Here is a 21,102-nt window from a genome sequence, read left to right as displayed (position 1 = left end):
GAGTAAGACAACAGCTTCTCAGATCTCCACCTCCAGCCCGCCGAGCCCCCGCATCACATAGCCCGGCTTCCACTCCGGTTCGGCCACCAGCCGCATCCGGGGTGCCTTGCGCAGCAGTTCGCGGAAGGAGGCGGCGAGTTCGACCCGGGCGAGCGGGGCGCCCAGGCAGTAGTGGATACCGGCACCGAACGAGATGTGCGGGTTGTCCTGCCGGGAGAGGTCCAGCCTGTCCGGGTCGGTGAAGCGCTCCGGATCACGGTTGGCCGACGCGAGGAGGAGGGCGACCTGCGCACCGCGCGGGATGAGGGTGCCGCCGATCTCGACGTCGTCCAGGACCCACCGGGTGAACATGGGTGCCGGGGTGTCGTAGCGCAGCAGTTCCTCGACGGCCGTCGGCAGCAGGGCGTGGTCGGCCCGGAGCGCCTCCAGTTGTGCGGGGTGCTCGAAGAGCACCCGCCAGCTGTTGACGGTGGCGTTGACGGTCGCCTCGTGACCAGCGTTGAGGAGCAGCACGCAGGTGGAGACGATCTCCTGCTCGCTGAGCCGGTCCTCGTCGTCGTGGGCGGCGATGAGACCGGAGATCAGGTCCGCCCCCGGGTCGGATCGCCGGGCGGCGATGAGCTCCCGCAGATACGCGGAGAACTCGACCGAGGCCCGCACCGCCGCCCGTGCCGTCTCCTCGGGAGGGTTCAGCTCGAACATCGCGCAGATGGCGGCCGACCACGGCCGCAGCAGCCCCCGGTCGGCCTCCGGGACCCCGAGCATCTCCGCGATGACGGCCACCGGCAGCGGTTCGGCCACGGCGCCGAGGAGGTCGCCGCCGCCCGCCGCGACGAGGTCGTCGACGAGGCCCGCGGCCAGCCGTTCCACGGTCGGCGCGAGCTCCTCGACCCGGCGGGGCGTGAACGCCTTGGCGACCAGCCGCCGGATCCGTGTGTGGTCGGGTGCCTCCAGGTCGAGGATCCCGTGCCCGTTGAGGGTGTGGAACGGCTCGTGCTCGGCGGGCGGAGCGGTCACACCGAACTCCTCGTGGCCGAAGCGGTGCAGATAGGTCCGCCCCAGCCGGCGGTCGCGCAGCAGCGCGGACACGTCGGCGTGGTGCGGGACGAGCCACTGCCGTGTCGGCTCGAAGTAGTGCGCCCTGCCGGTGGCGCGCAGCGCGGCGTACGCGGGGTACGGATCGGCGACGAACGCCGGGGACCAGGGGTCGAAGGACACATGCATGGGCCGACGTTACGGGCTCTCCCCCGGCACCGGGCGGATCGAACCGGATACGCGGCGCCCGCCGGGGTCACGCGGAGCAGTCCTCAGCCGGGCGTCACCAGCCGCGCCTCGTAGGCGAACACCGCGGCCTGGGTGCGGTCCCGGAGCCCCAGTTTCACCAGGATCCGGCTGACGTGGGTCTTGATCGTCGACTCGGCGACCACCAGGTGCGATGCGATCTCCAGGTTCGACAGCCCCTGGGCGATCAGCACGAGCACCTCGGTCTCCCTTTCGGTGAGGTCACCGATCCGTGCCATGGCGGGCGGCCTCGGTGTCCCGGCGAGCTTGGAGAACTCGGTGATCAGCCGCCGGGTGACCGTCGGTGCGAGCAGCGCCTCGCCGGACGCGACGACGCGTACGCCCTCGGCGAGCTGCCGTGCCGAGGCGTCCTTCAGCAGGAAGCCCGAGGCTCCGGCGCGCAGGGCCTGGTAGACGTACTCGTCGAGGTCGAAGGTGGTCAGGACGAGTACCTTGGCGTCCGCGTCGGCGGCGACGATCTCCCGGGTCGCCTCGATGCCGTTGAGTTCCGGCATCCGGATGTCCATCAGCACCACGTCGGGCCGGAGTGCCGCGGCCTGCGAGACGGCCTGGCGCCCGTCGACCGCCTCGCCGACGACCTCGATCCCGGGCATCGCGTTGAGCAGCACGGTGAAGCCCTCGCGGACCATGATCTGGTCGTCGACGATCAGCACGCGGACAGGCGGTGTGCTCACGCCTCCCCACCTCCGTCGCGCTGCCCGGGTACGGGGAGGAACACGGCGACCTCGTAGCCGCCGTCCTCCGTCTCCCCCGCGGTCATCTCCCCGTTCAGCATCGCGACCCGCTCCCGCATGCCGGTGATCCCGTGTCCGGCTCCCGGCGACGGTTTGACCAGGCCCTGCGCGGGTCCGTTGACCACCCGGAGCCCCAGCCCGCCCAGCACGTAGCCGATCTCGACCTGGGCGCGGGCGCCCGGCGCGTGCCGGAGCGTGTTGCTGAGCGCCTCCTGCACGATCCGGTACGCCGACAGCTCGACGCCCTGCGGCAGCTCCCGTACGGCACCGGTGACGGCCTTCTCCGTCTCCAGACCGGTCTCGCGGACGTTGGCCAGCAGCCGGTCGAGTTCGGCGAGGGTGGGCTGCGGCGCGTCCGGCGCCTCGTGGTCGTCGGCGCGTACGACCCCGAGGACGCGGCGCAGCTCGGTGAGGGCGGCCACCGCGTTCTCCCGGATGGTCGCGAAGGCCTGCTCCAGCTCGGGCGGCGGATTCTCCACACGGTACGGGGCGGCCTCGGCCTGGATGGCGACGACGGACATGTGGTGGGCGACGACGTCGTGCAGTTCGCGGGCGATGGTGGTGCGCTCCTCCAGGAGTGTGCGTCGGTCGCGTTCGACGGCGGTGACGGTGCGCTGCACGGTCACCTCACGCTCGGCGTCGCGCCGCACCCGCACCGTGGCGACGAGGAGCAGGGCGAACGCGGAGGTGACGGCCATGACCGAGATGTCCGAGTAGCCGGGGCCGATCTCGCTGAGGAAGCTGCCCGCGACCAGGGTGATCAGCCACATCCAGGCCGCGGCGCGGGGCCTGGTCCTCGCCGCGGCGACGACCAGCACACCCAGGTGGCAGACGAAGGCACTCGGCCCCCACGGCCAGTCCCCCTGGCCCAGCACCGCCACGACCGGGGTGCTCGCGATCGAGATCCAGAACGCGAGGACGGGGCGGACCAGCGTCATCAGGAGCGCGGCCACCGGCAGAAGGGCGACGACGAAGGCGAAGAACTGGCCGTTCCCCTGGGCGAGACCCTCGATCAGCGCGATCCCCGCGACCCCGGCCACCACCGCGTGCGGGAACCAGACGGCCCGTCGGCGGATCCCCGCCGGCAGACGGCGGATCACCGGCCCGTCGGTGGAGAGCGGGCCGAGCGGCCGGTAGGCGAACACATCGTGGAAGAGGTCCTGCCTCAGGCCGCCTATCGCGTCGGCGGCCAGCCGGATCTCCGGGCTTCTGGTCCTGGTGTCGGTCACACCCACACGGTAGGTGCGGGCCGGTGCCCCGGGCGTCCGCAGTGATGAGGATCCTGGGGCGTCCGTCCCAGGTACTACCAGGCCAGCTGGGCGATCTCCTCGGCCACCACGGCGCAGGCGTCCGCGGACGGGTCGATCAGCGGAAAGTGCCCGACGCCGTCGAGCAGGGTCAGCCCCACCAGCTCACCGGCCTTGGCGGCCGCGTCCACGAAGGCGTCCGGGACGGCCGGGGGCACGGTGGTGTCCTCCGTCCCCTGGACCACGGTCGTCGCGATGCCGGTCGGCAGCAGCAGGGCGGGGTCGGTGTGCGCGCTCCGCGACTCCAGGTCGACGCCGGTCCCGAGGAGCTGGTGCAGGGCGCCTCCGCAGACGTCCAGCTTCACCGCGCTCGCGAAGTCCGCGATCGGCGCGAGGGCGACCACCCCGCGCAGCGGGGGCGACGCGGGCAGCCGCCACGGCGACCCCGGGGGGAGGACGTGCCGGGCGGCGGCCCACAGTGCCAGGTGTCCGCCCGCCGAGTGCCCGGTGAGGACGGTCCGCCGTACATCCGCCTGGGGCAGTTCCCGCTCGGCGAGGGCCGGCAGGGCATCCATCGCGGCGGCGACGTCGTCGAAGGTCTCGGGCCACCGGCCCGCCACGGGGGCCGCGCCCTCCTGCTGCGGGGAGCCGTCTCCGCGCCGGTACTCGACGCTCGCCACCGCGAAGCCCCGCCGTGCGAGGAAACCGGCGAACGGGGAGACGTGGAGCCGGTCGTAGGGCGCGCGCCAGGCCCCGCCGTGGAGGACGACGACGAGCGGCGCACCGTCACGGCCGTCCCCCGGCGCGTAGAAGTCGATCACCTGGTCGGGATGGCTGCCGTAGGCCGCGGTCCGGTCGGGGGCGACGGCGGGATGGGCGAAGGCCGACCCTTCCTCGACGGCGTCCTGTGCACGCCCGGCAGATTCCGACATGGATGCTCCAACCGCCCTACGCCTGTGCCCGACTGGACTGACCTGCGGGGACGGTACCAGTAGGGCGGAGCGCCGCCGCACGGGCCCGGAGCACCGGGTCCGCACGGCGGCGGGGAGCGTCAGACCCCCAGCACCTCGGCGAGGATCCGCGCCGCCCGCTCGGCGTCGGCGAAACCGACGTAGAGCGGGGTGAAACCGAAGCGCAGGACGTCGGGGCGGCGCAGATCGCCGACGACGCCGCGCTCGATGAGCTCGCCCATCACGGCCTCCGCGTCGGCGCACCGCAGCGAGACCTGGCTGCCGCGTTCCGCGTGCGCAGCGGGGGTGGCCGGGGTGACCCGCCCCTCCGGGACGTAGGCGGCGACGCACTCCAGGAAGAAGTCCGTCAGGGCGAGGGACTTGGCGCGTACGGCCTCCACCTGGACGCCGTCCCACACCTCCAGCGCCGCTTCCAGCGCCAGCATCGAGAGGATGTCCGGGGTGCCGACCCTGCCGCGGAGAGCGCCCTCGGCGGGTACGTGCTCCGGGCTCATCGCGAACGGGTCCGCGTGCGAGGTCCATCCGGGCAGCGGCGAGTCGAAGGCCGCCTGGTGGCGCTCCGCGACGTACAGGTAGGCCGGCGAACCGGGGCCGCCGTTCAGGTACTTGTACGTGCAGCCGACCGCGAGGTCGACCCCGTGCGCGTCCAGGCCCACCGGGAGGGCGCCCGCGCTGTGGCACAGGTCCCAGACGGCGAGCGCGCCCGCGTCGTGGACCGCGGCGGTGAGACCCGGCAGGTCGTGGAGCCTGCCCGTGCGGTAGTCCACGTGGTTCAGGAGGACCGCCGCCGTACGCGGCCCGAGCGCGCCCGGCACGTCGGCCGGGGCGACCGGGACGACCCGATGACCCGTCATGCGGGCGGCCGAGGAGGCGATGTACCCGTCCGTGGGGAACGTCGTCGCGTCGACCAGGATCTCGTCCCGGCCCTCGCCCGCGAGCCGGGTCGCGGCCACCACGGCCTTGAAGACGTTCACGCTGGTGGAGTCGCCCACCACGATCTGACCGGCGGCGGCCCCGACGAGCGGGGCGATCCGGTCGCCGATCCGTTCGGGCGCGGTCCACCAGCCGCTCTCCCCCCAGGAGCGGATCCGCAGCGCGCCCCACTCCCGGGTGATCACGTCCTGCATACGGGCGGGGACGTGCCGGGGCAGCGCGCCCAGCGAGTTGCCGTCCAGGTAGACGGTGTCGTCGAGGAGGAACCGCTCGCGCAGCGAGGCCAGTTCGTCGGCGGAGTCGAGCGCCTCTGCGCGCTCCTTGAAATCAGACATGGCTTCGCGCCGTCCACAGCTCGGGGAACACGTTCTTGGTGGCCCGCTTCTCCAGCCAGGCGACTCCGGCCGATCCGCCGGTACCGGTCTTCGATCCCATCGCCCGCCGGGTGGCGGTCAGGTGGTCGTTGCGCCAGCGCCACACCAGCTCACCGACGTCGGTGAGCACCTCGCCGAGGCGTACCAGCTCGTCGTTCTGGTCGGGCGTCGCGTAGATCTCCGCCCAGACGGCCTCGACCGCCGCGGACGGCTCGTACCGCTGGGACAGGTCGCGGCCCAGCACCGACTGCGGTACGGGGTACCCGCGCCGGGCGAGCAGGGCGAGCGTCTCGTCGTAGAGCCCCGGCTCGTGGAGCGCCTTCTCCAGCTCGGCGTGGACACGGGGCGCGCCCCGGTGCGGCACGAGCATGGACGCCGACTTGTCGCCCAGCAGGAACTCCATCCGCCGGTACATCGCGGACTGGAAGCCGGACCCCTCGCCGAGGGCACCCCGGTAGGAGTTGAACTGGGCGGGGGTGAGGGCCGCCAGCGGCTTCCAGGAGGCGTTCAGCGCCTCCAGCTCGCGCAGCGAGCGCTTCAGGGCATCCTGGGCGGCCGGTATCCGGTCCTCGCGCAGGGCGTGGGCCGCGGTCTCCCACTCATGGACGATGACGGTGAACCACAGCTCCATGACCTGGGTGGTGACCAGGAAGACCATCTCGCCGGGGTCGTCCGAGCGAAGGTGCTGGAGGTGGGTCAGGACATCCGCCTGGACATAGTCCTCGTACGGAGTCGTTCCCGCGAAGTCCAGGTGCGGGGTCTCCGCACCGGTGGCTTCGGGGTCGGGGTGGAACGTCGACATTTCTGTCTCCTCGACACGAGCTTCCGGGTAGCGGTCCGCCCCTTCCTCATAGGTGGGTGGAGCTCCGGTCCCCTGCTCGGCATCCTAACGGCCCTCCCGGAGACACGCCGGGCCCCGCCGGGCTGATGCCCGGCGGGGCCCGGAAAACGGGATCGGCTCAGCCCAGGGTGTCCGCTGCGGTCTGCGAGGACTCGCGCAGGAAGGTCGAGCAGCGCTCGTACTCCTCCTGCTCGCCGATCGCCTGCGCGGCCCGCGCGAGGGCGTGCAGCGCCCGGAGGAAGCCGCGGTTCGGCTCGTGCTCGAACGGGACGGGGCCGTGGCCCTTCCATCCCGCGCGGCGCAGGGCGTCGAGGCCCCGGTGGTAGCCGGTGCGCGCGTAGGCGTACGACTCGATGACCCGGCCGCCCTCGAACGCCTCGTCGGCGAGCTGCGCCCAGGCCAGCGAGGACGTGGGGTACTTCGCCGCGACGTCGGCGGGAGCCGTTCCGCCCGCGAGCAGCTCGCGCGGCTCCGGGTCGTCGGGCAGATGGGTCGGGGCGGGGCCCCCGAGCAGGTTCTCGTGGATGGACATGGTTCAAGTGTGCCTGGGCCGGGCGTCCGGCTCCAAGGGCGGGGCCGAGACCCCGCAGTGCGTCGCACACGCCGGACGGGCCGCCGGAACCTTCCGTACGGCCCCCCAGGCGATGGCCGAGCCCGCCACGAGGAGCCCGGCGCACATCGGCATGGCCCTCCTGAACGTCGACGCGAACTCGTCGGCGTCCCGGTATGCCTCCGGCCCCATTCCGGCCAGCAGTGGGAGGGCGGCCACCGCGAGCAGCCCCGCGGCCCGCGCCGCCGCGTTGTTGATGCCGCTGGCGAGCCCCGCCCGCCCGGTGTCCACCGCCGCCAGGACGGTCGCGGTGAGCGGGGCCACCAGGGTGACCATGCCGAGGCCGAGCACCACGACGGCGGGCAGCACTTCCCACACGTACAAGGCCCCCGGTCCGACCCTCAGCATCAGCAGCATCCCGGCCGCCGCCAGCAGGGGCCCCACGGTGAGCGGGATCCTGGGCCCGATGCGCCGGCCGAGATCACCCGCGGACGCGGAGAAGAGCAGCATGAGCACCGTCGTCGGCAGCAGCGCGGTGCCCGCGCCGAGCGCCGAGTAGCCGGCGACCACCTGCAGCTGGATCGCGGACAGGAAGAAGAAACCGCCCAGAGCCGCGTACACGCAGAACGTGACGACGTTGACGGCGGTGAACTGCCGGGACGCGAAGATCGACGGCGGCACCATGGGGCCGGCCCGGTGCCGCTCCACCCTCACGAACGCCGCCCCGAGGACGACACCGCCCAGCGCCGCGCCGATCACCAGGGCTGACGCCCCCTGCTCGGGCACCTCGATCAGCGCGTACGTGACCAGGGCGAGGGCGAGCGCGGCGAGGGTCGCGCCCAGCACGTCGAAACGGCCGTGGGCGTCCGGGTCCCGGGACTCCGGCACATGGCGCAGGGCCACCGGTACGCAGACGGCCGCGATCGGCAGGTTCAGCAGGAAGACCCAACGCCAGCCGGGCCCGTCCACCAGCCACCCTCCGAGGAACGGCCCCACCGCGGCCCCGACCCCGCCGAGCCCGGACCACAGGCCGACGGCCCGCGCCCGGTCGTCGGGGTGGAAGCTCGCCTGGATGATCGCCAGCGACCCGGGGGTGAGGAGCGCGCCTCCGGCCCCCTGCAGGGCGCGCGCGGCGATGAGCACCTCCGCGTTCGGCGCGATCCCGCAGAGCAGCGACGCGGCGGCGAACCAGACGACACCGAGGACGAACACCCGCCGGCGGCCGAACCTGTCCCCCAGCGCGCCCCCGAGCAGGATCAGCCCGGCCAGCGTGAGCATGTAGGCGTTGACCGTCCACTGCAGGGCGGCCAGGTCGGTGCCGAGGTCCTCGCCGATCCGTGGGAGCGCCACATTGATCACCGTGGAGTCGAGCAGGGCCATGCTCGACCCGAGCACGGTGGTCAGGACGACCCACCGCCCCACCGGCGACGCGACCCGGATCCCGCCCTCGTCCCCGGCGGTCGTACCGCCGCCACCGCTCACACCGCCGCCCCCGGTCTCGCGGGGCGCCCCGTCTTCAGCTCCGTCGCCTTCCGCACCGGCTGCGCCGCCTTCGCCGGGCATGCCGTCCGCACCGCTCTCGCCGTCGGCCCCGTCCGCGTCAGTCATACGAGCAGCATCACCGCAGGCCGGTCCGGTGGCCATTCAGATCCCACCCGTCGGCCCCGTCCGCGTATGCGGTTCGGCGCCGCGCTACCGCGCCACCTCGCTCAGCGCGCGTACCAGCGCGGACACCCCCGCGTCGGCCTTGCTGCGAGCGCATCCCACGTTCAGCCTCAGGAAGCCGGGGGCTCCGTAGACCGCGCCGGGCATGATCGCCACCTTCTCCCGCTCGATCAGCACCCGCTGCAGCTCGTCGTCTTCCACGCCCAGGGGACGCAGATCGATCCACGCCAGGTAGCCCGCCTGCGGCGGCTCCCAGGCCAGCTCCGGGAACGCCGCGTCCAGACGCTCGGCGACCAGTGCCAGGTTCTCCGCCGCGTAGGCGCGGACCGCGTCCAGCCACGCCGCGCCCTCGCGGTACGCCGCGATGTGCGCGGTCAGCGACAGCACCGCCGGAGAGGCGAGCCCTTCGGCCGTCTCCATACGGCGCAGGTACTCCGTGCGGTCGGCAGGGTCCCCGATGAGGCCGTACGAACCGGTGAGCGCGGGGAAGTTGAAGGACTTGGACGCGGAGGTGATGACGGCCCAGCGACCCTCCCCCGGCCCGTCCCCGGCGATACGCGCGTACGGGACGTGGGTCTGCCCCTCGTGCACGAAGTCGGCGTGAATCTCGTCGCTGATCACCGCGACCCCGTGGAGCCGCGCCAGCTCGCGCATCCCGCGCAGCTCGGTCTCGGTCCAGACCCGGCCCGTGGGGTTGTGCGGCGAGCAGAGCACCAGGACCTTCGCGTCGGTCCTGGCCAGCTCGCGTTCGAGTGCGGTTCCGTCCCCCAGCGGGACCCCTCGCAGCTCACGGCCGAGCCCCAGGACAGCCTTCCGGAAGCCGTCGTACGTGGGGGTGTGGACCACCACTCCCTCGCCCTCGGCGGTCCACATCTGGAGCAGTTGCGAGAGCTGGCTGAGGACGGAAGGGCCGTAGACGAGCCGGCCGGTGTCGACGCGGGTGCCGTAACGGGTCTCGTACCAGTGCGCGACCGCCGACCGGAAGTCGTCCTGCTGCCAGGTGGTGTAGCCGAGGACCCCGTGGTCCAGCCGGGCGCGCAGCGCCGCCAGGACCTCGGGGGCGGTCGCGAAGTCCATGTCGGAGATGGTGAACGGCAGCAGCCCGTCCACCCCGAAGCGGTCGGCGACACCGTCCCACTGGACACACCAGGTGCCCCGGCGGTCGATGACGGTGTCGAAGTCGTAGCGCGCGGGCGTGCTCACAGCGGTCCTCTCCTCGGGCACGGAACGGGCCCGGCCCCCCCGAGGGGAGACCGGGCCCGTCGTACGTCAGTGACGTGACTACTTCAGCTTGGTACCGGCCGAGCGCAGGTTGGCGCACGCCTCGGCGACACGCACGGCCATGCCCGCCTCGGCGGACTTGCCCCAGCTGCGCGGGTCGTAGACCTTCTTGTTGCCGACCTCGCCGTCGACCTTCAGCACACCGTCGTAGTTGCGGAACATGTGGTCCACGATCGGGCGGGTGAAGGCGTACTGGGTGTCGGTGTCGAGGTTCATCTTCACGACGCCGTTCTCCAGCGCGGTCGCGATCTCCTCGGCGGTCGAGCCCGAACCGCCGTGGAAGACGAAGTCGAAGGGCTGGCTGCCGGCCGGCTTGCCGTACTTCGAGGAGACACCCTCCTGGAGGTCCTTGAGGAGCTCGGGGCGGAGGACGACGTTGCCCGGCTTGTAGACGCCGTGGACGTTGCCGAAGGACGCGGCCAGCAGGTAGCGGCCCTTCTCGCCCAGGCCGAGCGCCTCGGCCGTACGCAGCGCGTCGTCGACGGTGGTGTACAGCTCGTCGTTGATCTCGTGCGTGACACCGTCCTCCTCGCCACCGGTCGGGGTGATCTCGACCTCGAGGATGATCTTGGCGGCGGCGGCCTTGGCCAGCAGCTCCTGGCCGATGGCCAGGTTGTCGGCGAGGGTCTCGGCCGAGCCGTCCCACATGTGCGACTGGAACAGCGGGTTCAGGCCCTTGGCGACGCGCTCGGCGGAGACGTCGATCAGCGGACGCACATAGGTGTCCAGCTTGTCCTTGGGGCAGTGGTCGGTGTGCAGCGCGACCGTGATGTCGTACTTGGCGGCGACGATGTGCGCGAACTCGGCGAGGGCCACAGCGCCCGTGACCATGTCCTTGTTGTGCTGGCCGCCCAGGAATTCCGCCCCACCGGTGGAGATCTGGACGATGCCGTCGCTCTCCGCCTCCGCGAAGCCGCGCAGTGCAGCGTGCAGGGTCTGGGTCGACGTCACATTGATGGCCGGGTAGGCGAACTTGCCTGCCTTCGCCCGGTCGAGCATCTCGGCGTAGACCTCGGGGGTTGCGATGGGCATCTGTCCGCTCCTTGGGATGTGCGGGTGTGCGTTGCTTGGTCCCTGACCTGGGGGCGACGTCATCGTCGCCCTTATCTTCCCAGACTCTCGCTCCGGCTCCACGCTGCCCGTCTCCCTGGTACTCGCCGTTTCACGTGAAACGGCGAGTACCAGGGAGAATGCGCAGGTCAGGCCAGGTCGAGGTCGGCCACCGAGTACACGTGCACATAGGGCAGACCTGCCTCGGCGACGGCCGGAGCCGCTCCGCGCTCCACGATCACCGCGACCGCGACGACCTCGCCGCCGGCCTCACGGACCGCCTCGACCGCGGTGAGCGGCGAGCCACCGGTCGTCGAGGTGTCCTCGACGACGAGGCAGCGACGCCCCTTGACGTCCGTGCCCTCGATGCGGCGCTGCATCCCGTGGGCCTTCTGCGCCTTGCGGACGACGAACGCGTCCAGGCTCGACCCGCGCGCCGCCGAGGCGTGCAGCATCGAGGTGGCGACCGGGTCGGCGCCGAGCGTCAGACCGCCGACGCAGTCGTAGTCCAGGTCCGCGGTGGCGTCCAGCATCACCTGGCCGACCAGCGGTGCGGCCTTGCCGTCCAGCGTGATCCGGCGCAGGTCGATGTACCAGTCGGCTTCAAGACCCGAGGAGAGGGTCACCTTGCCGTGTACCACGGCCTTGTCCTTGATCTGCTGGAGCAGCTCAGCACGTACGTCAGTCATGCCAACGAGGGTAAGCGCTGGCGACCGGGGGTCAGAGCCGTACCCAGCTCCAGGTCGTCGCGATCTCCAGCGGCTCGATCGGGGTGACCAGTCGTGGAGCGGTGTTGAGCCCGTTGGGCGGGCCGGACTGTGGCTCCACGCAGACCGCCTCCGCCTGCTCGTCGTAGATCACCACCCACTCGTCCCGGCTTCTCACCGTGAGCTCCAGCTGCTCGGGCCAGGTCAGCTTCACGTCGACCCCCTCGGGCATCCCGAAGCAGTCGTCCCAGGTGCCGGGGATCGGGTCACCCGCACTCGAACGCAGCTGAGCGCTCGGGGAGGGGTCGATACGGCGCCCGGTCGGCAGGTGGTTGTCGCCGCGCTCCTCCTGCCAGGCAGGGGCGAAGTCGATCAGCACGTCCTTCTCACCGAGGTTCCTCAGGAACCAGGGGTGCCACCCGGCCTGGGCGGGGAAGGAGTCCGCGTACGTCTCGACGCCGAGGCCCAGCGTGAGCGATTCCCCGGTCAGCTCGAAGGACTGCGTCACCCGGCCCTCGTACGGCCACGGGTCGGCCAGGTCGTAGAAGAAGGCCACTTCCGTGTCGCTCTGACGGGCGAGCTGCCAGGCGGTGTCCCTGCCGGTGCCGTGGATGGCGTGCGGCGGTGCGTTCAGCGGCAGTTGGTGCGGCTCACCACCGTTGCGGAACAGGCCGTTCTCGGTGCGGCCGCACCACGGCACCATGGGGAAGCAGCCGTACCGCTCGCCCTGGCGCAGCAGTTCGGTGCCCCCGATCCGCAGGCTGGTGATCCTGCAGCCGTTCTCGGGGTCAACGGTCAATTCGACGTCGCCGGCGGTCAGCCGGGCGTTCTTCGCAGCTCTGCTCACACTCCGACACTACTGGCGCGGCGCGCCCCTCAGGGCCTGCGCCGCCGCAGAGCCCGGCTCACCACGACGGCCGAGGCGATCGCCAGTGCGGCCGCGGGGGCGGCCCAGCGCAGCGTGATGCCGGCGGCGCCCGCCTCGGGTGCCGGCACCGGGGCGTACCGGCCGCGCGGCGGCGCGTGGTCGACCTCCTCCGTGCTGCGGCCGATCATCGTGCGGCGGGCGTGCGCGGCCTCGGCGGGCAGATCGTCCGGCACGGTGAACTCCAGTTCCGCTGAGGGGTCGAGCGACGGCGGTGGCACGGGTGAGTCGAAGACGGATTCGTCGTCCGGTCCGGAACCGGAGTCACCGGATGACTCCTGTCCGGCGGACGAGTCCCGCCCTGACGGGTTCTCGGACTCGGCGACGGGATCAGACCCTTCGGCGGGAACTGACTCGCCGGATTCGGACTCGCCGGACGCGGAGTCAGGGGATGCGGAGTCAGGGGATACGGGGGCGGCGGGCGTGGACCCGCCCGGTGCGTCGGCCTGCCCGCCGCCGGCGGCTGTACCGGGGGCGGATCCCTCAGGTGCGCCGGTGTCCGGCTCCCCGTCCCCCGTGGCCAAGGACTCCGTCACCAGTTGCTGTGTGAAGCGGTCCAGCAGCCGGGTGGCCGCCGTGAGCGCCGCCGTGTCCCCCAGCTCCACGATGCGGCCGTCACCGCTCGCCGTGCCGCTGTAGGCGAGCGTCGTCCCACCGTCCGTCTCCGTGAGACCGATGGTCAGCGCCAGTTTCGCCGAGCCGGTGCCCCGCGCCTCCGTACCCTCCCCGGTAACCGAGAAGGAGTCGCCGTCCTCCGTGGACCGTACGGTCAGCACGCCGCGGTACGTGATGGTGTGGCCGTCCGCCCGGAACTTCAGACGGCCCGCGAGCGGGTCCGCCGGCGTATCGGCATCCTGCTGGAGTCCCGGCACGCAGCGCGCGAGACGGACGGGGTCACCCAGGGTCCGCCGAAGGGACTGGGCCGGCACCGGAACGAACACCTCATGCTCCATACCGTCCGAGCGTACTCAGACCCGGCGGTCTCCGCCTCCATACCCCGTACGCGGCGGGCAGGCATCGCGGCGCTCATGGTTCCTCCTGGTACCGCGGGTGGACCAGCGTCGAGGGCAGGACCGCGTGGTGCCGGGCCCGCTCCCTCGCCCCACCGCCTTCCGGCAGCTCCCGTACGCCGAGCGTCCGCAGAGCCGGTGCGCCGGGGGCGGTGCCGAGTCCGGGTACGGTCTGCCCGCCTGCGAGCACATAGCCCCAGTCATGGGCCTCCGCGCCGCCCGCGGGCCGGTCCGGGCCCGCGGCGAACCCGGCCGGCCGCCCTTCGACGCGGTACGGCAGGGTCCGCAGGCCGCCCGCCCGCACGGACGCCTCCACCGTCCAGAACGTCGCGGGTCTGCTGCTGGGCGACCCCGCGTGCACCACGAGGCGCCCGCCGGGCTCCAGCGTCCTGGCCACCAGTCCGTAGAACTCGGCCGCGTACAGCTTGGTGCTGGACGTGATCCCGGGGTCGGGCAGGTCCGCGACGACCACGTCGAAGCGGTCACGGGTGTCCCGGAGCCAGTTGAAGGCGTCCGCCGTGACCGGCGTCAGCCGGGGGTCTCCGAAGGCGTGCGCGTTCAGCTCGGCGAGCGCCGGATCCGTGCGGGCCAACCGGGTGACGGCAGGGTCCATCTCGACCACCACCACTGATTCGACGTCCGGGTAGCGCAGCACCTCCCGGGCGGCCAGCCCGTCGCCCCCGCCCAGGATCAGCACCCGCCGGTGGGCTCCCTTCATCGCCGGGTGCACGAGCGCCTCGTGGTAGCGGTGGCCGTCGCGCGAACTGACCCGGAGCCGGCCGTCGAGATAGAGGTCGAGCGAGCCGTGCCGCGCCCCCGTGAGGACCACTTCCTGAACCTCGGTCCGGAGCGCGACCCGGACGTCTTCGCCGTACACCGCACGGCGGGCGGCCCGCTCGAAGTCGTCCACCAGGACCGACGCCGTGGCCAGCACGGCGATCACCGCCCCGTTCACGACGATCAGCAGCAATCGGGAGCGGCTGGTCAGATCGCGCCGGAACACCCACAGCACCAGCGCGCCGCCCGCCGCCGCGTTGACCGTGCCGGTGAACAGCGCACCGGTCAGCTGCCCCATCATCGGCAGGAGCAGGAAGGGGAAGGCGAGCCCGCCGACCAGCGCGCCCACGTAGTCGGCGGCGAAGAGGTCCGCGACCGCCCCGCCCGCGTCCTGCCGGTCGACCCGCTGGATCAGCGTCATCAGCAGCGGGATCTCGGCGCCGATGAGGATGCCGATGGCGAGCGAGAAGCCGACCAGCACATGGCGCGATTCCCCGAACCACGCGAAGCAGGCGTACAGGACGATCGCCGACGTGCCGCCGACCAGTGCGAGCGCCGCCTCGATCAGTCCGAACCCCACGGCGGGACGGTCGCGCAGGCGCTTCGCGAGGAGTGACCCCACCCCCATGGCGAACACCATCACGGACAGCACAACCGATGCCTGGGTGACCGAATCACCGATCAGGTACGAGGCCAGCGCGACCAGCTCCAGCTCGTACACCAGACCGCATGCCGCACAGACGAACACGGCGGCCAGCACGAGGAACCGGCCCGTCCTCGGCCGCACCGGGAGGCGCGCGGCACTCCCCCTCAGCGGTATCTGCTGGTCGATCATGAAATGAACGCTACGTGACCGATCGACCTCGTCTTGTCACCCACAAGGGTGCAAGTGACGCGCTCCGTGCGCGCCCACCGCGCACCACCCGGCCAACCCGCGCGCCCCGCCGCGCACCGGGGGGGGCGGACGGCCCTCAGCCGACCGCGGCGGGCACCCGTGCGCGCACGGACGTCCGGGTGACGACCAGCTGCCCTTCCTGCGGATACGCGTGCCAGGTCCTCCAGCGCACCTGGCCCTCCGTCCGCTGTGCGAGCATCGCCGTGAAGGCATGAGGACTGCCGGGGAACGTCCCGGCGAGCCCTTGCGGGTGGTCGGCGACGAGCGCGAGCAGCTCCTGCGCGCGCCCGGCGAACGAGCCCTCGGAGAGCGTCTCCACCCGCGCGGCGAACTCGTAGTCCCAGTCCCCCACGCTCTCGGCGACGCCCAGCGGCAGCGGGGCGCTCCTGCCCGGCAGGCAGGCGACGGTCTCGGAGCACGTACGCGGACCCTCCTCGAGCAGAACCTGATGGGAGGCACCGAGAAGCCGCAACTGAACCTTCGCACCGTCCAGTTCGAGGTCGAGGACGGCCAGGGCGGGCAGCGGTTCGCGGCCGAGCGTCCATGCGAGATCAGCGGCTCGGGTGTCGGAATAGGAGGTCTGGAGGGTCGTGAGCATGGATCGGCTCCGCAGGACGCACAGGGACACAAGGACAGGAAGTGCCCCCGTGCGGCGCGCACCGTGGGGGACGGGAGCCCGATCCGGTCCAACTTGCGCCCGGGGGCTGAATGTTCTCTACATCGATGCAATCACGAAGTACGTGGCGCTCACAGCGCTTTTACCCAACTTGCCTTGGTTTCCATCCCTCAGGGGGCAGCACGGATCACCTGTTCCCGGTGGTTCAACGAAAAGGTGTCCGGGGGGAGTTCATCCCGCCGGACACCTCAGGTCCGCCCGCCCCCACCCCCGTGAGGGGCGGGCGGACCCGTCTCGGACGCGACGGGCTCAGTCGCCTCCGCCACCGCCGCCGCAGCCGCCACCCCCGCAGGAGTGCCCGCCGCCGCAGGAGTGGTGGTTCCCTCCGCCGCTGTCGCCGGCCCACCAGCTGCCCCCGTCGGAGCCGCCCCCGCCGCTGCCGCTCCCGCGCCGCCCGGCGCGCCGTGACGGCTTCTTCCCGCCGACTGATCCGGCGAGGGAGATGATCCCCACCACAACGATCCCCAGGAACACGATGAAGACGAACAACTCCATCGACCTCACATCCTTCTCTTCCCCCGAAGCGAGGCCCCGCTTCTCGACTGACGGGTGGATTCCCACGCCCCGACGGGGCCAAAGCAGACTTGAGCAACTCCAGAGCTTCGGCACAGGATGGCGCCCATGACACAGGGACGACCGTTGCTCAACCGCAGCCTCGCCGAGTTCGGCACGACGATCTTCGCCGAGATGTCGGCGCTGGCCGCGCGGACCGGAGCGATCAACCTCGGCCAGGGGTTCCCCGACACCGACGGCCCCGAGGAGATCCGCGAAGTCGCGGCCCGGGCCGTGCTCTCGGGACTCGGCAACCAGTACCCGCCGGGCCCCGGCATCCCCGAACTCCGCTCCGCCGTCGCCGCGCACCAGTCGCGGTTCTACGGCCTCGAGTACGACCCCGACGCCGAGGTCCTCGTCACCACGGGAGCCACGGAGGCCGTCGCCGCCACCCTGCTGGCCCTTCTGGAGCCCGGCGACGAGGTCGTGGCCCTGGAGCCGTACTACGACTCCTACGCGGCCTGCATCGCCATGGCGGGCGGCGTCCGCGTCCCCGTCACGCTCCGGCCCCAGGAGGGCGCCTACCGGCTCGACCTCGACGAGCTGCGCGCGGCGGTGACACCCCGCACCCGGCTGATCCTGCTGAACACCCCGCACAACCCCACCGGCACGGTCCTCACCCGCGACGAGCTGGCCGCGATCGCCGGGCTCGCGTGCGAGCGTGACCTGCTGGTCGTCACCGACGAGGTCTACGAACACCTCGTCTTCGAGGGCGAGCACATCCCGATCGCGTCCTTCCCCGGCATGCGCGAGCGCACGGTCACCATCAGCAGCGCCGGCAAGACGTTCTCGCTCACCGGGTGGAAGATCGGCTGGATCACCGCGAGTCCGGACCTGGTCACCGCGGTCCGCTCCGCCAAGCAGTTCCTGACGTACGTCTCCGGCGGCCCCCTCCAGTACGCCGTCGCGGAGGCCCTGCGGCTGCCCGACGGCTACTTCGCCGGGCTGCGCGAGGACCTGCGGGCCAAGCGGGACCTGCTGAGCACCGGCCTCGCCGAGGCGGGCTTCACGGTGTACGAGCCCGCCGGGACGTACTTCGTCACCACCGACATCCGTCCGCTGGACAAGGGTGGCGACGGCTTCGCCTTCTGCCGGTCGCTCCCGGAGCGCTGCGGGGTGGTGGCCGTCCCCAACGCCGTCTTCTACGACCACCGCGAGCAGGGCGCCCCCTTCGTGCGCTTCGCCTTCTGCAAGCGGCAGGAGGTGCTGGAAGAAGCGGTGAGCCGCCTCAAGCGGCTCGCGGCCTGACGGCGGACCAGGGAGCGCCGCCAGGTCGCGCCGGCGTCGCGACCCGTTCGAGCCCCGACGCCCGAAGCGCCCACCGGCTCACGCGGTGCCCTTCGTGCACCGCGCGGACACCCGCGCCCGCCCGGCTGACGGCCGTGTCCGGGCGGGCTCCCGTGCGCCGGGACGGTGCGGCGGTGCACGGAGCGGGGCGGCTCAGGCCCGGACCAGGCCGGCCAGCCACAACACGGCGAAGATGCAGCCGGGCGCACCCAGCACGGTGGCCAGCCAGACCAGGACCGTGTGCAGGCCGGTCCCGCCCGCGGGCATGTGCAGACGGGCACGTGCCGCGCGGCTGACACGTGGCTGTACGTCGCGCGGAGAGACCCGCTCCAGGGCTCGGCGTACGCGGCGCAGGTCGGCGGGTTCCCGCAGCCCCAGGCACACACCGCTCCCGTCGCGGACGAGGACCACCCGGTCCGACACCCCTCCGTAGGAGAAACTCGTCAGGAGCCGCACGCTCCGGATGTCGCCGAGGTCGACGGTGCGGACCCCGGTGGGTGTCCGCGCGGTGAGGCGGTTCCCGTTGACCTGTCCGGGCTCACGGCCCGTGTGCACCTCGCTGATCATGAGTACTGCGGCGAGGGCGGCGACGCCGGTGACGACGAGCGGTACGGCCGGGCCCGCTCCGGTCGCCGCCACCACCGCGAGCGCCGCGAACGGCAGAGCCGGCAGCACGCCGACCACGGCTGTGCCCCGACGCGTCCTCCGGCGCCCGACGGCCGCGTCGACGGGGGGATGCTTCTGCTGCTTCGCCACGAGGTGTCACCGTCTCCGTGCGCGGGTCGGAACGCAGCAGGATTCGGCCTCCCGTGCGTGAACGGCGACGACCTAACCACCCTCGGCAGCCTGCCGGCAGGCTGCTGACAGGCAGGCAGGGACGATCGAAACTGCCAGGTCCCGGCAACACCGGCTCGCCGACCGCGCGCCGGCGGCGGCGTCACCGCGTCATCGCGTCACCGCGTCATCGCGTCACCGCGCGACAGCCCACGAGCCTTACGGCACTTCATGCGAAAGGTCCGGTGCGGGCGTTCGCACGCGCCGCACCGGACCTCTGGTCCCGGACTCCGGGGGAAGGGGCGCGAGAGCCCCGGCTCCCGCGGGCCGGGTCAGCCCTCGGACTGCTCCGTGGCGGCGTCGCCCTCGGAGGACTTCTCCTCGGGCGCCAGGCCCAGGCGCTCGACGAGCCACTTGTCGAACTCGATGGAGGCGCGCACCCAACTGACCGTCGAGGAGACGAAGTGCTCCAGGCTCACGCCGGTGCCGATGAGCATCTGCGCCTCACCGACGAGCCGCACGGAACCCGCGGCGCCCTCCTCGCCCTCGTGGGCGTGGGTGTAGACCTTGGGCCACAGGGTGCGGCGGTTCCAGTCGTCGATCGCGTCGAGCAGGACGGGGCGCTGGTCCAGCGCGTGGGGACGGTCGTAGAAGGTCCGCACCGAGAAGACCTGCTGCTCGTCCTCACCGCGGAACATGAAGTACGTCCGGAAGTCTTCCCACGGGGCGGCGAGGTCGCCCTCGTCGTCGACGACGAACTTCAGCTCCATCTGCTCGAGAAGCTGCTTGACGAGGTCCTGGTCGGGGACCACGGGGCCCTCGGGTCCGGTCGCCTGCGGTTCGGGCTGTCCTCCGAAGTTGGGGATCGAGGACGGGTCGATAGACATCGCTGGGTACTCCTGTGGATCGCACGTGGTTTCCTGGCTCCGACCCTAGCCGCGATCGCGGCCGGCGGTCCTACGCGCTCAGGGGAATCGTCCCCGCGCTCGTTCCCCTGGCCCGCGACCACGAAACCGCGACGAGCACGGCGCAGAGCGTGCCGACGAGTCCGGCGCCGCCGATGGCCCGGGCGGAGGAACCCGCCAGCTCCGCCGCCAGTCCGCCCGCCGCGACACCGATGCCCTGCATGGCGGTCAGCCCCGACCTGGCCAGCCCCAGGGCCTGGCCCCGCTGGTCCGCGGGAGTGGCCAGTACGAAGGTCGCGCCCGCGGTGATCTGGTAAGCCGAACAGATGCCCGACACCATCAGGACAAGGACGGCCACTGCCACTCCGGGACCCGCCCAGTAGACGACGAGTGGAAGGTTCGCGCCCACCGCCAGCGGGCCGAGGAGCCGACGGCGCCGCTCCACGTCGAAGTGCGGACGCCCCAGGATCGCCGCCCCCAGCACCATCCCGGCGGGGTGCGCGGCGAGCAGCAGCCCCACCGCCACGGCGCCGGCCCCGGCCTCCTCCGCGAACGGCGCCGCCAGGCCCTCCGGCAGCACGATGAAGCCGGCGAGCCAGCCCAGGGCGACCAGCGACCGCAGCCGGGAGTCCGACCAGATCAACGCGGCGGCCTTGCCCACCTGGGTGTGCATCCGTTTCGGCGCCGCACCGGCCTGGGCGTCCACCGGCCGTGCCTTCACACCGGTCCTGATCAGGACCGCCGAGACCAGGAACGTCAGCGCGTTCAGCCCCAGCGCGAGGTGGCTGCCCAGCCAGACGACTACGACACCGCCGAGGGCGAATCCGACCAGCTGCCCCGTCTGATGGGTGATCATGATGACGCGCTGGCCACGCTCGTAGAGGCGGTCCCCCAGCACGGCGGGCATGAGCGCACCCTGCGACGCGCCGAACGGTGCCTCGGCGAGCTGTGCGAGCACCAGGAGCCCCGCGAGCAGGGGAAGGGGCACACCGGGGAGCGCCATGAGCCCGACGAGGACCGCGCGCACCAGGTCGCACCCGATCATGACCGTGCGCCGGGGGAAGCGGTCGGCGAGGCCGGTGAGGAGGACCCCCGACAGCAGGGCGGGCAGGGTGGTCAGGGCGTAGGTCGCCGCGGTCCATCCCGCGGACTCGGTGCGTTCGAACACCAGGAGCGACAGCGCCACGCGGGCAAGCTGATCACCCAGCACCGACTGAGCGAATGCAGTCCACAGGGTGCGAAATTCGCTCAGGCGAACAAGACTGTCACTTCTACGATCTTTCGGGTCCGCGCTCGCCTCGCCAGGTATCCGCTCCGTCATACCCGCACCTTACCGGTATCCGAATTCCGGACGAACGGACTTGCGGTGAAAATAAAATGACCGGAGTGTCCGGGAAAGGGTAGGGAACACAAACCCCTGACATCCTGCACGCCGGGCTCCGACCACGGGCGGGGATATGTATCGGGCCGGTACAAAAATGACGGTCCGACCGATTCACCTCAACCATTCGGCCAAGGTCGGGTAATTTTCGGCTCAATTTGGCGGACGCCTCCGCCGCACGAGATGCATGCTATATGCACATATAAAAGGGGATGCAGCGACGCACCGGGCCGGCCCCGGGAGGCTGTGCCTCCGGGGCCGGCCC

20 protein-coding genes are annotated in these 21,102 nt (G+C 72.0%); 1 reads left to right on the top strand and 19 read right to left on the bottom strand.

The window, feature by feature from the left end:
• Positions 1 to 18: 18 nt before the first annotated feature.
• The 16 genes from ACGFNN_RS19965 to ACGFNN_RS19890 all read right to left on the bottom strand — a co-directional run bounded on the left by ACGFNN_RS19965 (position 19) and on the right by ACGFNN_RS19890 (position 16,433).
• Positions 19 to 1,224, bottom strand: a complete 1,206-nt coding sequence (locus ACGFNN_RS19965) for a cytochrome P450 (RefSeq protein ID WP_393557493.1) — start codon at positions 1,222 to 1,224, stop codon at positions 19 to 21.
• A gap of 83 nt (positions 1,225 to 1,307) precedes the next feature.
• Positions 1,308 to 1,976 (bottom strand): response regulator transcription factor, encoded by a 669-nt coding sequence (locus ACGFNN_RS19960; RefSeq protein ID WP_362667617.1) that lies wholly within the window; start codon positions 1,974 to 1,976, stop codon positions 1,308 to 1,310.
• Positions 1,973 to 3,265 carry a sensor histidine kinase gene (locus tag ACGFNN_RS19955; protein ID WP_393557491.1) on the bottom strand — a complete coding sequence of 431 codons (1,293 nt, stop codon included), beginning with the start codon at positions 3,263 to 3,265 and terminating at the stop codon, positions 1,973 to 1,975. The genes ACGFNN_RS19960 and ACGFNN_RS19955 overlap by 4 nt, the downstream gene beginning before the upstream one ends.
• A gap of 74 nt (positions 3,266 to 3,339) precedes the next feature.
• Complete coding sequence (locus ACGFNN_RS19950; RefSeq protein ID WP_393557489.1) at positions 3,340 to 4,215, bottom strand: alpha/beta hydrolase; 876 nt, start codon at positions 4,213 to 4,215, stop codon at positions 3,340 to 3,342.
• Positions 4,216 to 4,334: 119 nt separating this feature from the next.
• Positions 4,335 to 5,522 carry a kynureninase gene (gene kynU / locus ACGFNN_RS19945; RefSeq protein ID WP_393557487.1) on the bottom strand — a complete coding sequence of 396 codons (1,188 nt, stop codon included), beginning with the start codon at positions 5,520 to 5,522 and terminating at the stop codon, positions 4,335 to 4,337.
• Positions 5,515 to 6,363 carry a tryptophan 2,3-dioxygenase family protein gene (locus tag ACGFNN_RS19940; RefSeq protein ID WP_362546101.1) on the bottom strand — a complete coding sequence of 283 codons (849 nt, stop codon included), beginning with the start codon at positions 6,361 to 6,363 and terminating at the stop codon, positions 5,515 to 5,517. The genes kynU and ACGFNN_RS19940 overlap by 8 nt, the downstream gene beginning before the upstream one ends.
• A gap of 157 nt (positions 6,364 to 6,520) precedes the next feature.
• On the bottom strand, positions 6,521 to 6,934 hold the full coding sequence (locus ACGFNN_RS19935) for a DUF3151 domain-containing protein (protein ID WP_362546098.1): 414 nt from the start codon (positions 6,932 to 6,934) through the stop codon (positions 6,521 to 6,523).
• Between the two features lie 3 nt (positions 6,935 to 6,937).
• Positions 6,938 to 8,560: an MFS transporter gene (locus ACGFNN_RS19930; RefSeq protein ID WP_393557485.1), complete on the bottom strand. Its 1,623-nt coding sequence runs from the start codon at positions 8,558 to 8,560 to the stop codon at positions 6,938 to 6,940.
• A gap of 84 nt (positions 8,561 to 8,644) precedes the next feature.
• Entirely contained in the window at positions 8,645 to 9,820 is a 1,176-nt protein-coding gene (locus ACGFNN_RS19925) for a MalY/PatB family protein (protein WP_393557483.1), read from the bottom strand.
• Between the two features lie 78 nt (positions 9,821 to 9,898).
• A complete protein-coding gene (gene fbaA, locus ACGFNN_RS19920; protein ID WP_362667638.1) occupies positions 9,899 to 10,930 on the bottom strand; it encodes a class II fructose-bisphosphate aldolase in 1,032 nt (343 codons plus the stop codon).
• A gap of 167 nt (positions 10,931 to 11,097) precedes the next feature.
• Positions 11,098 to 11,637: an orotate phosphoribosyltransferase gene (gene pyrE / locus ACGFNN_RS19915; RefSeq protein ID WP_393557481.1), complete on the bottom strand. Its 540-nt coding sequence runs from the start codon at positions 11,635 to 11,637 to the stop codon at positions 11,098 to 11,100.
• Between the two features lie 31 nt (positions 11,638 to 11,668).
• Positions 11,669 to 12,502, bottom strand: a complete 834-nt coding sequence (locus ACGFNN_RS19910) for an aldose 1-epimerase (protein WP_393557479.1) — start codon at positions 12,500 to 12,502, stop codon at positions 11,669 to 11,671.
• A 29-nt stretch (positions 12,503 to 12,531) separates the two neighbouring features.
• Positions 12,532 to 13,533 carry an SRPBCC domain-containing protein gene (locus tag ACGFNN_RS19905; RefSeq protein WP_393557477.1) on the bottom strand — a complete coding sequence of 334 codons (1,002 nt, stop codon included), beginning with the start codon at positions 13,531 to 13,533 and terminating at the stop codon, positions 12,532 to 12,534.
• 73 nt (positions 13,534 to 13,606) lie between these two features.
• A complete protein-coding gene (locus tag ACGFNN_RS19900; protein ID WP_393557475.1) occupies positions 13,607 to 15,202 on the bottom strand; it encodes a polyamine aminopropyltransferase in 1,596 nt (531 codons plus the stop codon).
• 136 nt (positions 15,203 to 15,338) lie between these two features.
• The gene (locus ACGFNN_RS19895; RefSeq protein ID WP_362546074.1) at positions 15,339 to 15,860 is read right to left on the bottom strand and encodes a DUF2617 family protein; all 522 of its coding nucleotides are present in this window, start codon (positions 15,858 to 15,860) and stop codon (positions 15,339 to 15,341) included.
• 327 nt (positions 15,861 to 16,187) lie between these two features.
• Positions 16,188 to 16,433: a hypothetical protein gene (locus ACGFNN_RS19890; RefSeq protein ID WP_393557472.1), complete on the bottom strand. Its 246-nt coding sequence runs from the start codon at positions 16,431 to 16,433 to the stop codon at positions 16,188 to 16,190.
• A gap of 126 nt (positions 16,434 to 16,559) precedes the next feature.
• On the opposite strand from ACGFNN_RS19890, the gene ACGFNN_RS19885 reads away from it, so the two are divergent.
• A complete protein-coding gene (locus ACGFNN_RS19885) occupies positions 16,560 to 17,738 on the top strand; it encodes a pyridoxal phosphate-dependent aminotransferase (protein WP_393557470.1) in 1,179 nt (392 codons plus the stop codon).
• A gap of 192 nt (positions 17,739 to 17,930) precedes the next feature.
• On the opposite strand, the gene ACGFNN_RS19880 is transcribed toward ACGFNN_RS19885, so the two are convergent.
• From ACGFNN_RS19880 to ACGFNN_RS19870, 3 genes are all read right to left on the bottom strand, one after another.
• Positions 17,931 to 18,533, bottom strand: coding sequence for a hypothetical protein (locus tag ACGFNN_RS19880; RefSeq protein ID WP_393557468.1), 603 nt, complete (start codon positions 18,531 to 18,533; stop codon positions 17,931 to 17,933).
• A gap of 350 nt (positions 18,534 to 18,883) precedes the next feature.
• A complete protein-coding gene (locus ACGFNN_RS19875; RefSeq protein WP_362667654.1) occupies positions 18,884 to 19,438 on the bottom strand; it encodes a YbjN domain-containing protein in 555 nt (184 codons plus the stop codon).
• 70 nt (positions 19,439 to 19,508) lie between these two features.
• Positions 19,509 to 20,777 carry an MFS transporter gene (locus tag ACGFNN_RS19870; RefSeq protein ID WP_393557466.1) on the bottom strand — a complete coding sequence of 423 codons (1,269 nt, stop codon included), beginning with the start codon at positions 20,775 to 20,777 and terminating at the stop codon, positions 19,509 to 19,511.
• Positions 20,778 to 21,102: the final 325 nt, after the last annotated feature.

Source organism: Streptomyces sp. NPDC048590 (genome assembly GCF_043199535.1).
GTDB lineage: Bacteria > Actinomycetota > Actinomycetes > Streptomycetales > Streptomycetaceae > Streptomyces.
Note: the sequence above shows the minus strand (reverse complement) of the source record. Positions and strands in the feature narration are given on the sequence as shown.

Excerpts from the sequence above, each read along its gene's own strand:
- ACGFNN_RS19895 (WP_362546074.1), bottom strand. The coding sequence starts at position 15,860 with ATGCTCACGACCCTCCAGACCTCCTATTCCGACACCCGAGCCGCTGAT.
- ACGFNN_RS19875 (WP_362667654.1), bottom strand. The coding sequence starts at position 19,438 with ATGTCTATCGACCCGTCCTCGATCCCCAACTTCGGAGGACAGCCCGAA.
- ACGFNN_RS19935 (WP_362546098.1), bottom strand. The coding sequence starts at position 6,934 with ATGTCCATCCACGAGAACCTGCTCGGGGGCCCCGCCCCGACCCATCTG.
- ACGFNN_RS19870 (WP_393557466.1), bottom strand. The coding sequence starts at position 20,777 with ATGACGGAGCGGATACCTGGCGAGGCGAGCGCGGACCCGAAAGATCGT.
- ACGFNN_RS19885 (WP_393557470.1), top strand. The coding sequence starts at position 16,560 with ATGACACAGGGACGACCGTTGCTCAACCGCAGCCTCGCCGAGTTCGGC.
- ACGFNN_RS19900 (WP_393557475.1), bottom strand. The coding sequence starts at position 15,202 with ATGATCGACCAGCAGATACCGCTGAGGGGGAGTGCCGCGCGCCTCCCG.
- ACGFNN_RS19930 (WP_393557485.1), bottom strand. The coding sequence starts at position 8,560 with ATGACTGACGCGGACGGGGCCGACGGCGAGAGCGGTGCGGACGGCATG.
- ACGFNN_RS19950 (WP_393557489.1), bottom strand. The coding sequence starts at position 4,215 with ATGTCGGAATCTGCCGGGCGTGCACAGGACGCCGTCGAGGAAGGGTCG.
- ACGFNN_RS19890 (WP_393557472.1), bottom strand. The coding sequence starts at position 16,433 with ATGGAGTTGTTCGTCTTCATCGTGTTCCTGGGGATCGTTGTGGTGGGG.
- ACGFNN_RS19905 (WP_393557477.1), bottom strand. The coding sequence starts at position 13,533 with ATGGAGCATGAGGTGTTCGTTCCGGTGCCGGCCCAGTCCCTTCGGCGG.
- pyrE (WP_393557481.1), bottom strand. The coding sequence starts at position 11,637 with ATGACTGACGTACGTGCTGAGCTGCTCCAGCAGATCAAGGACAAGGCC.
- fbaA (WP_362667638.1), bottom strand. The coding sequence starts at position 10,930 with ATGCCCATCGCAACCCCCGAGGTCTACGCCGAGATGCTCGACCGGGCG.
- ACGFNN_RS19965 (WP_393557493.1), bottom strand. The coding sequence starts at position 1,224 with ATGCATGTGTCCTTCGACCCCTGGTCCCCGGCGTTCGTCGCCGATCCG.
- kynU (WP_393557487.1), bottom strand. The coding sequence starts at position 5,522 with ATGTCTGATTTCAAGGAGCGCGCAGAGGCGCTCGACTCCGCCGACGAA.
- ACGFNN_RS19940 (WP_362546101.1), bottom strand. The coding sequence starts at position 6,363 with ATGTCGACGTTCCACCCCGACCCCGAAGCCACCGGTGCGGAGACCCCG.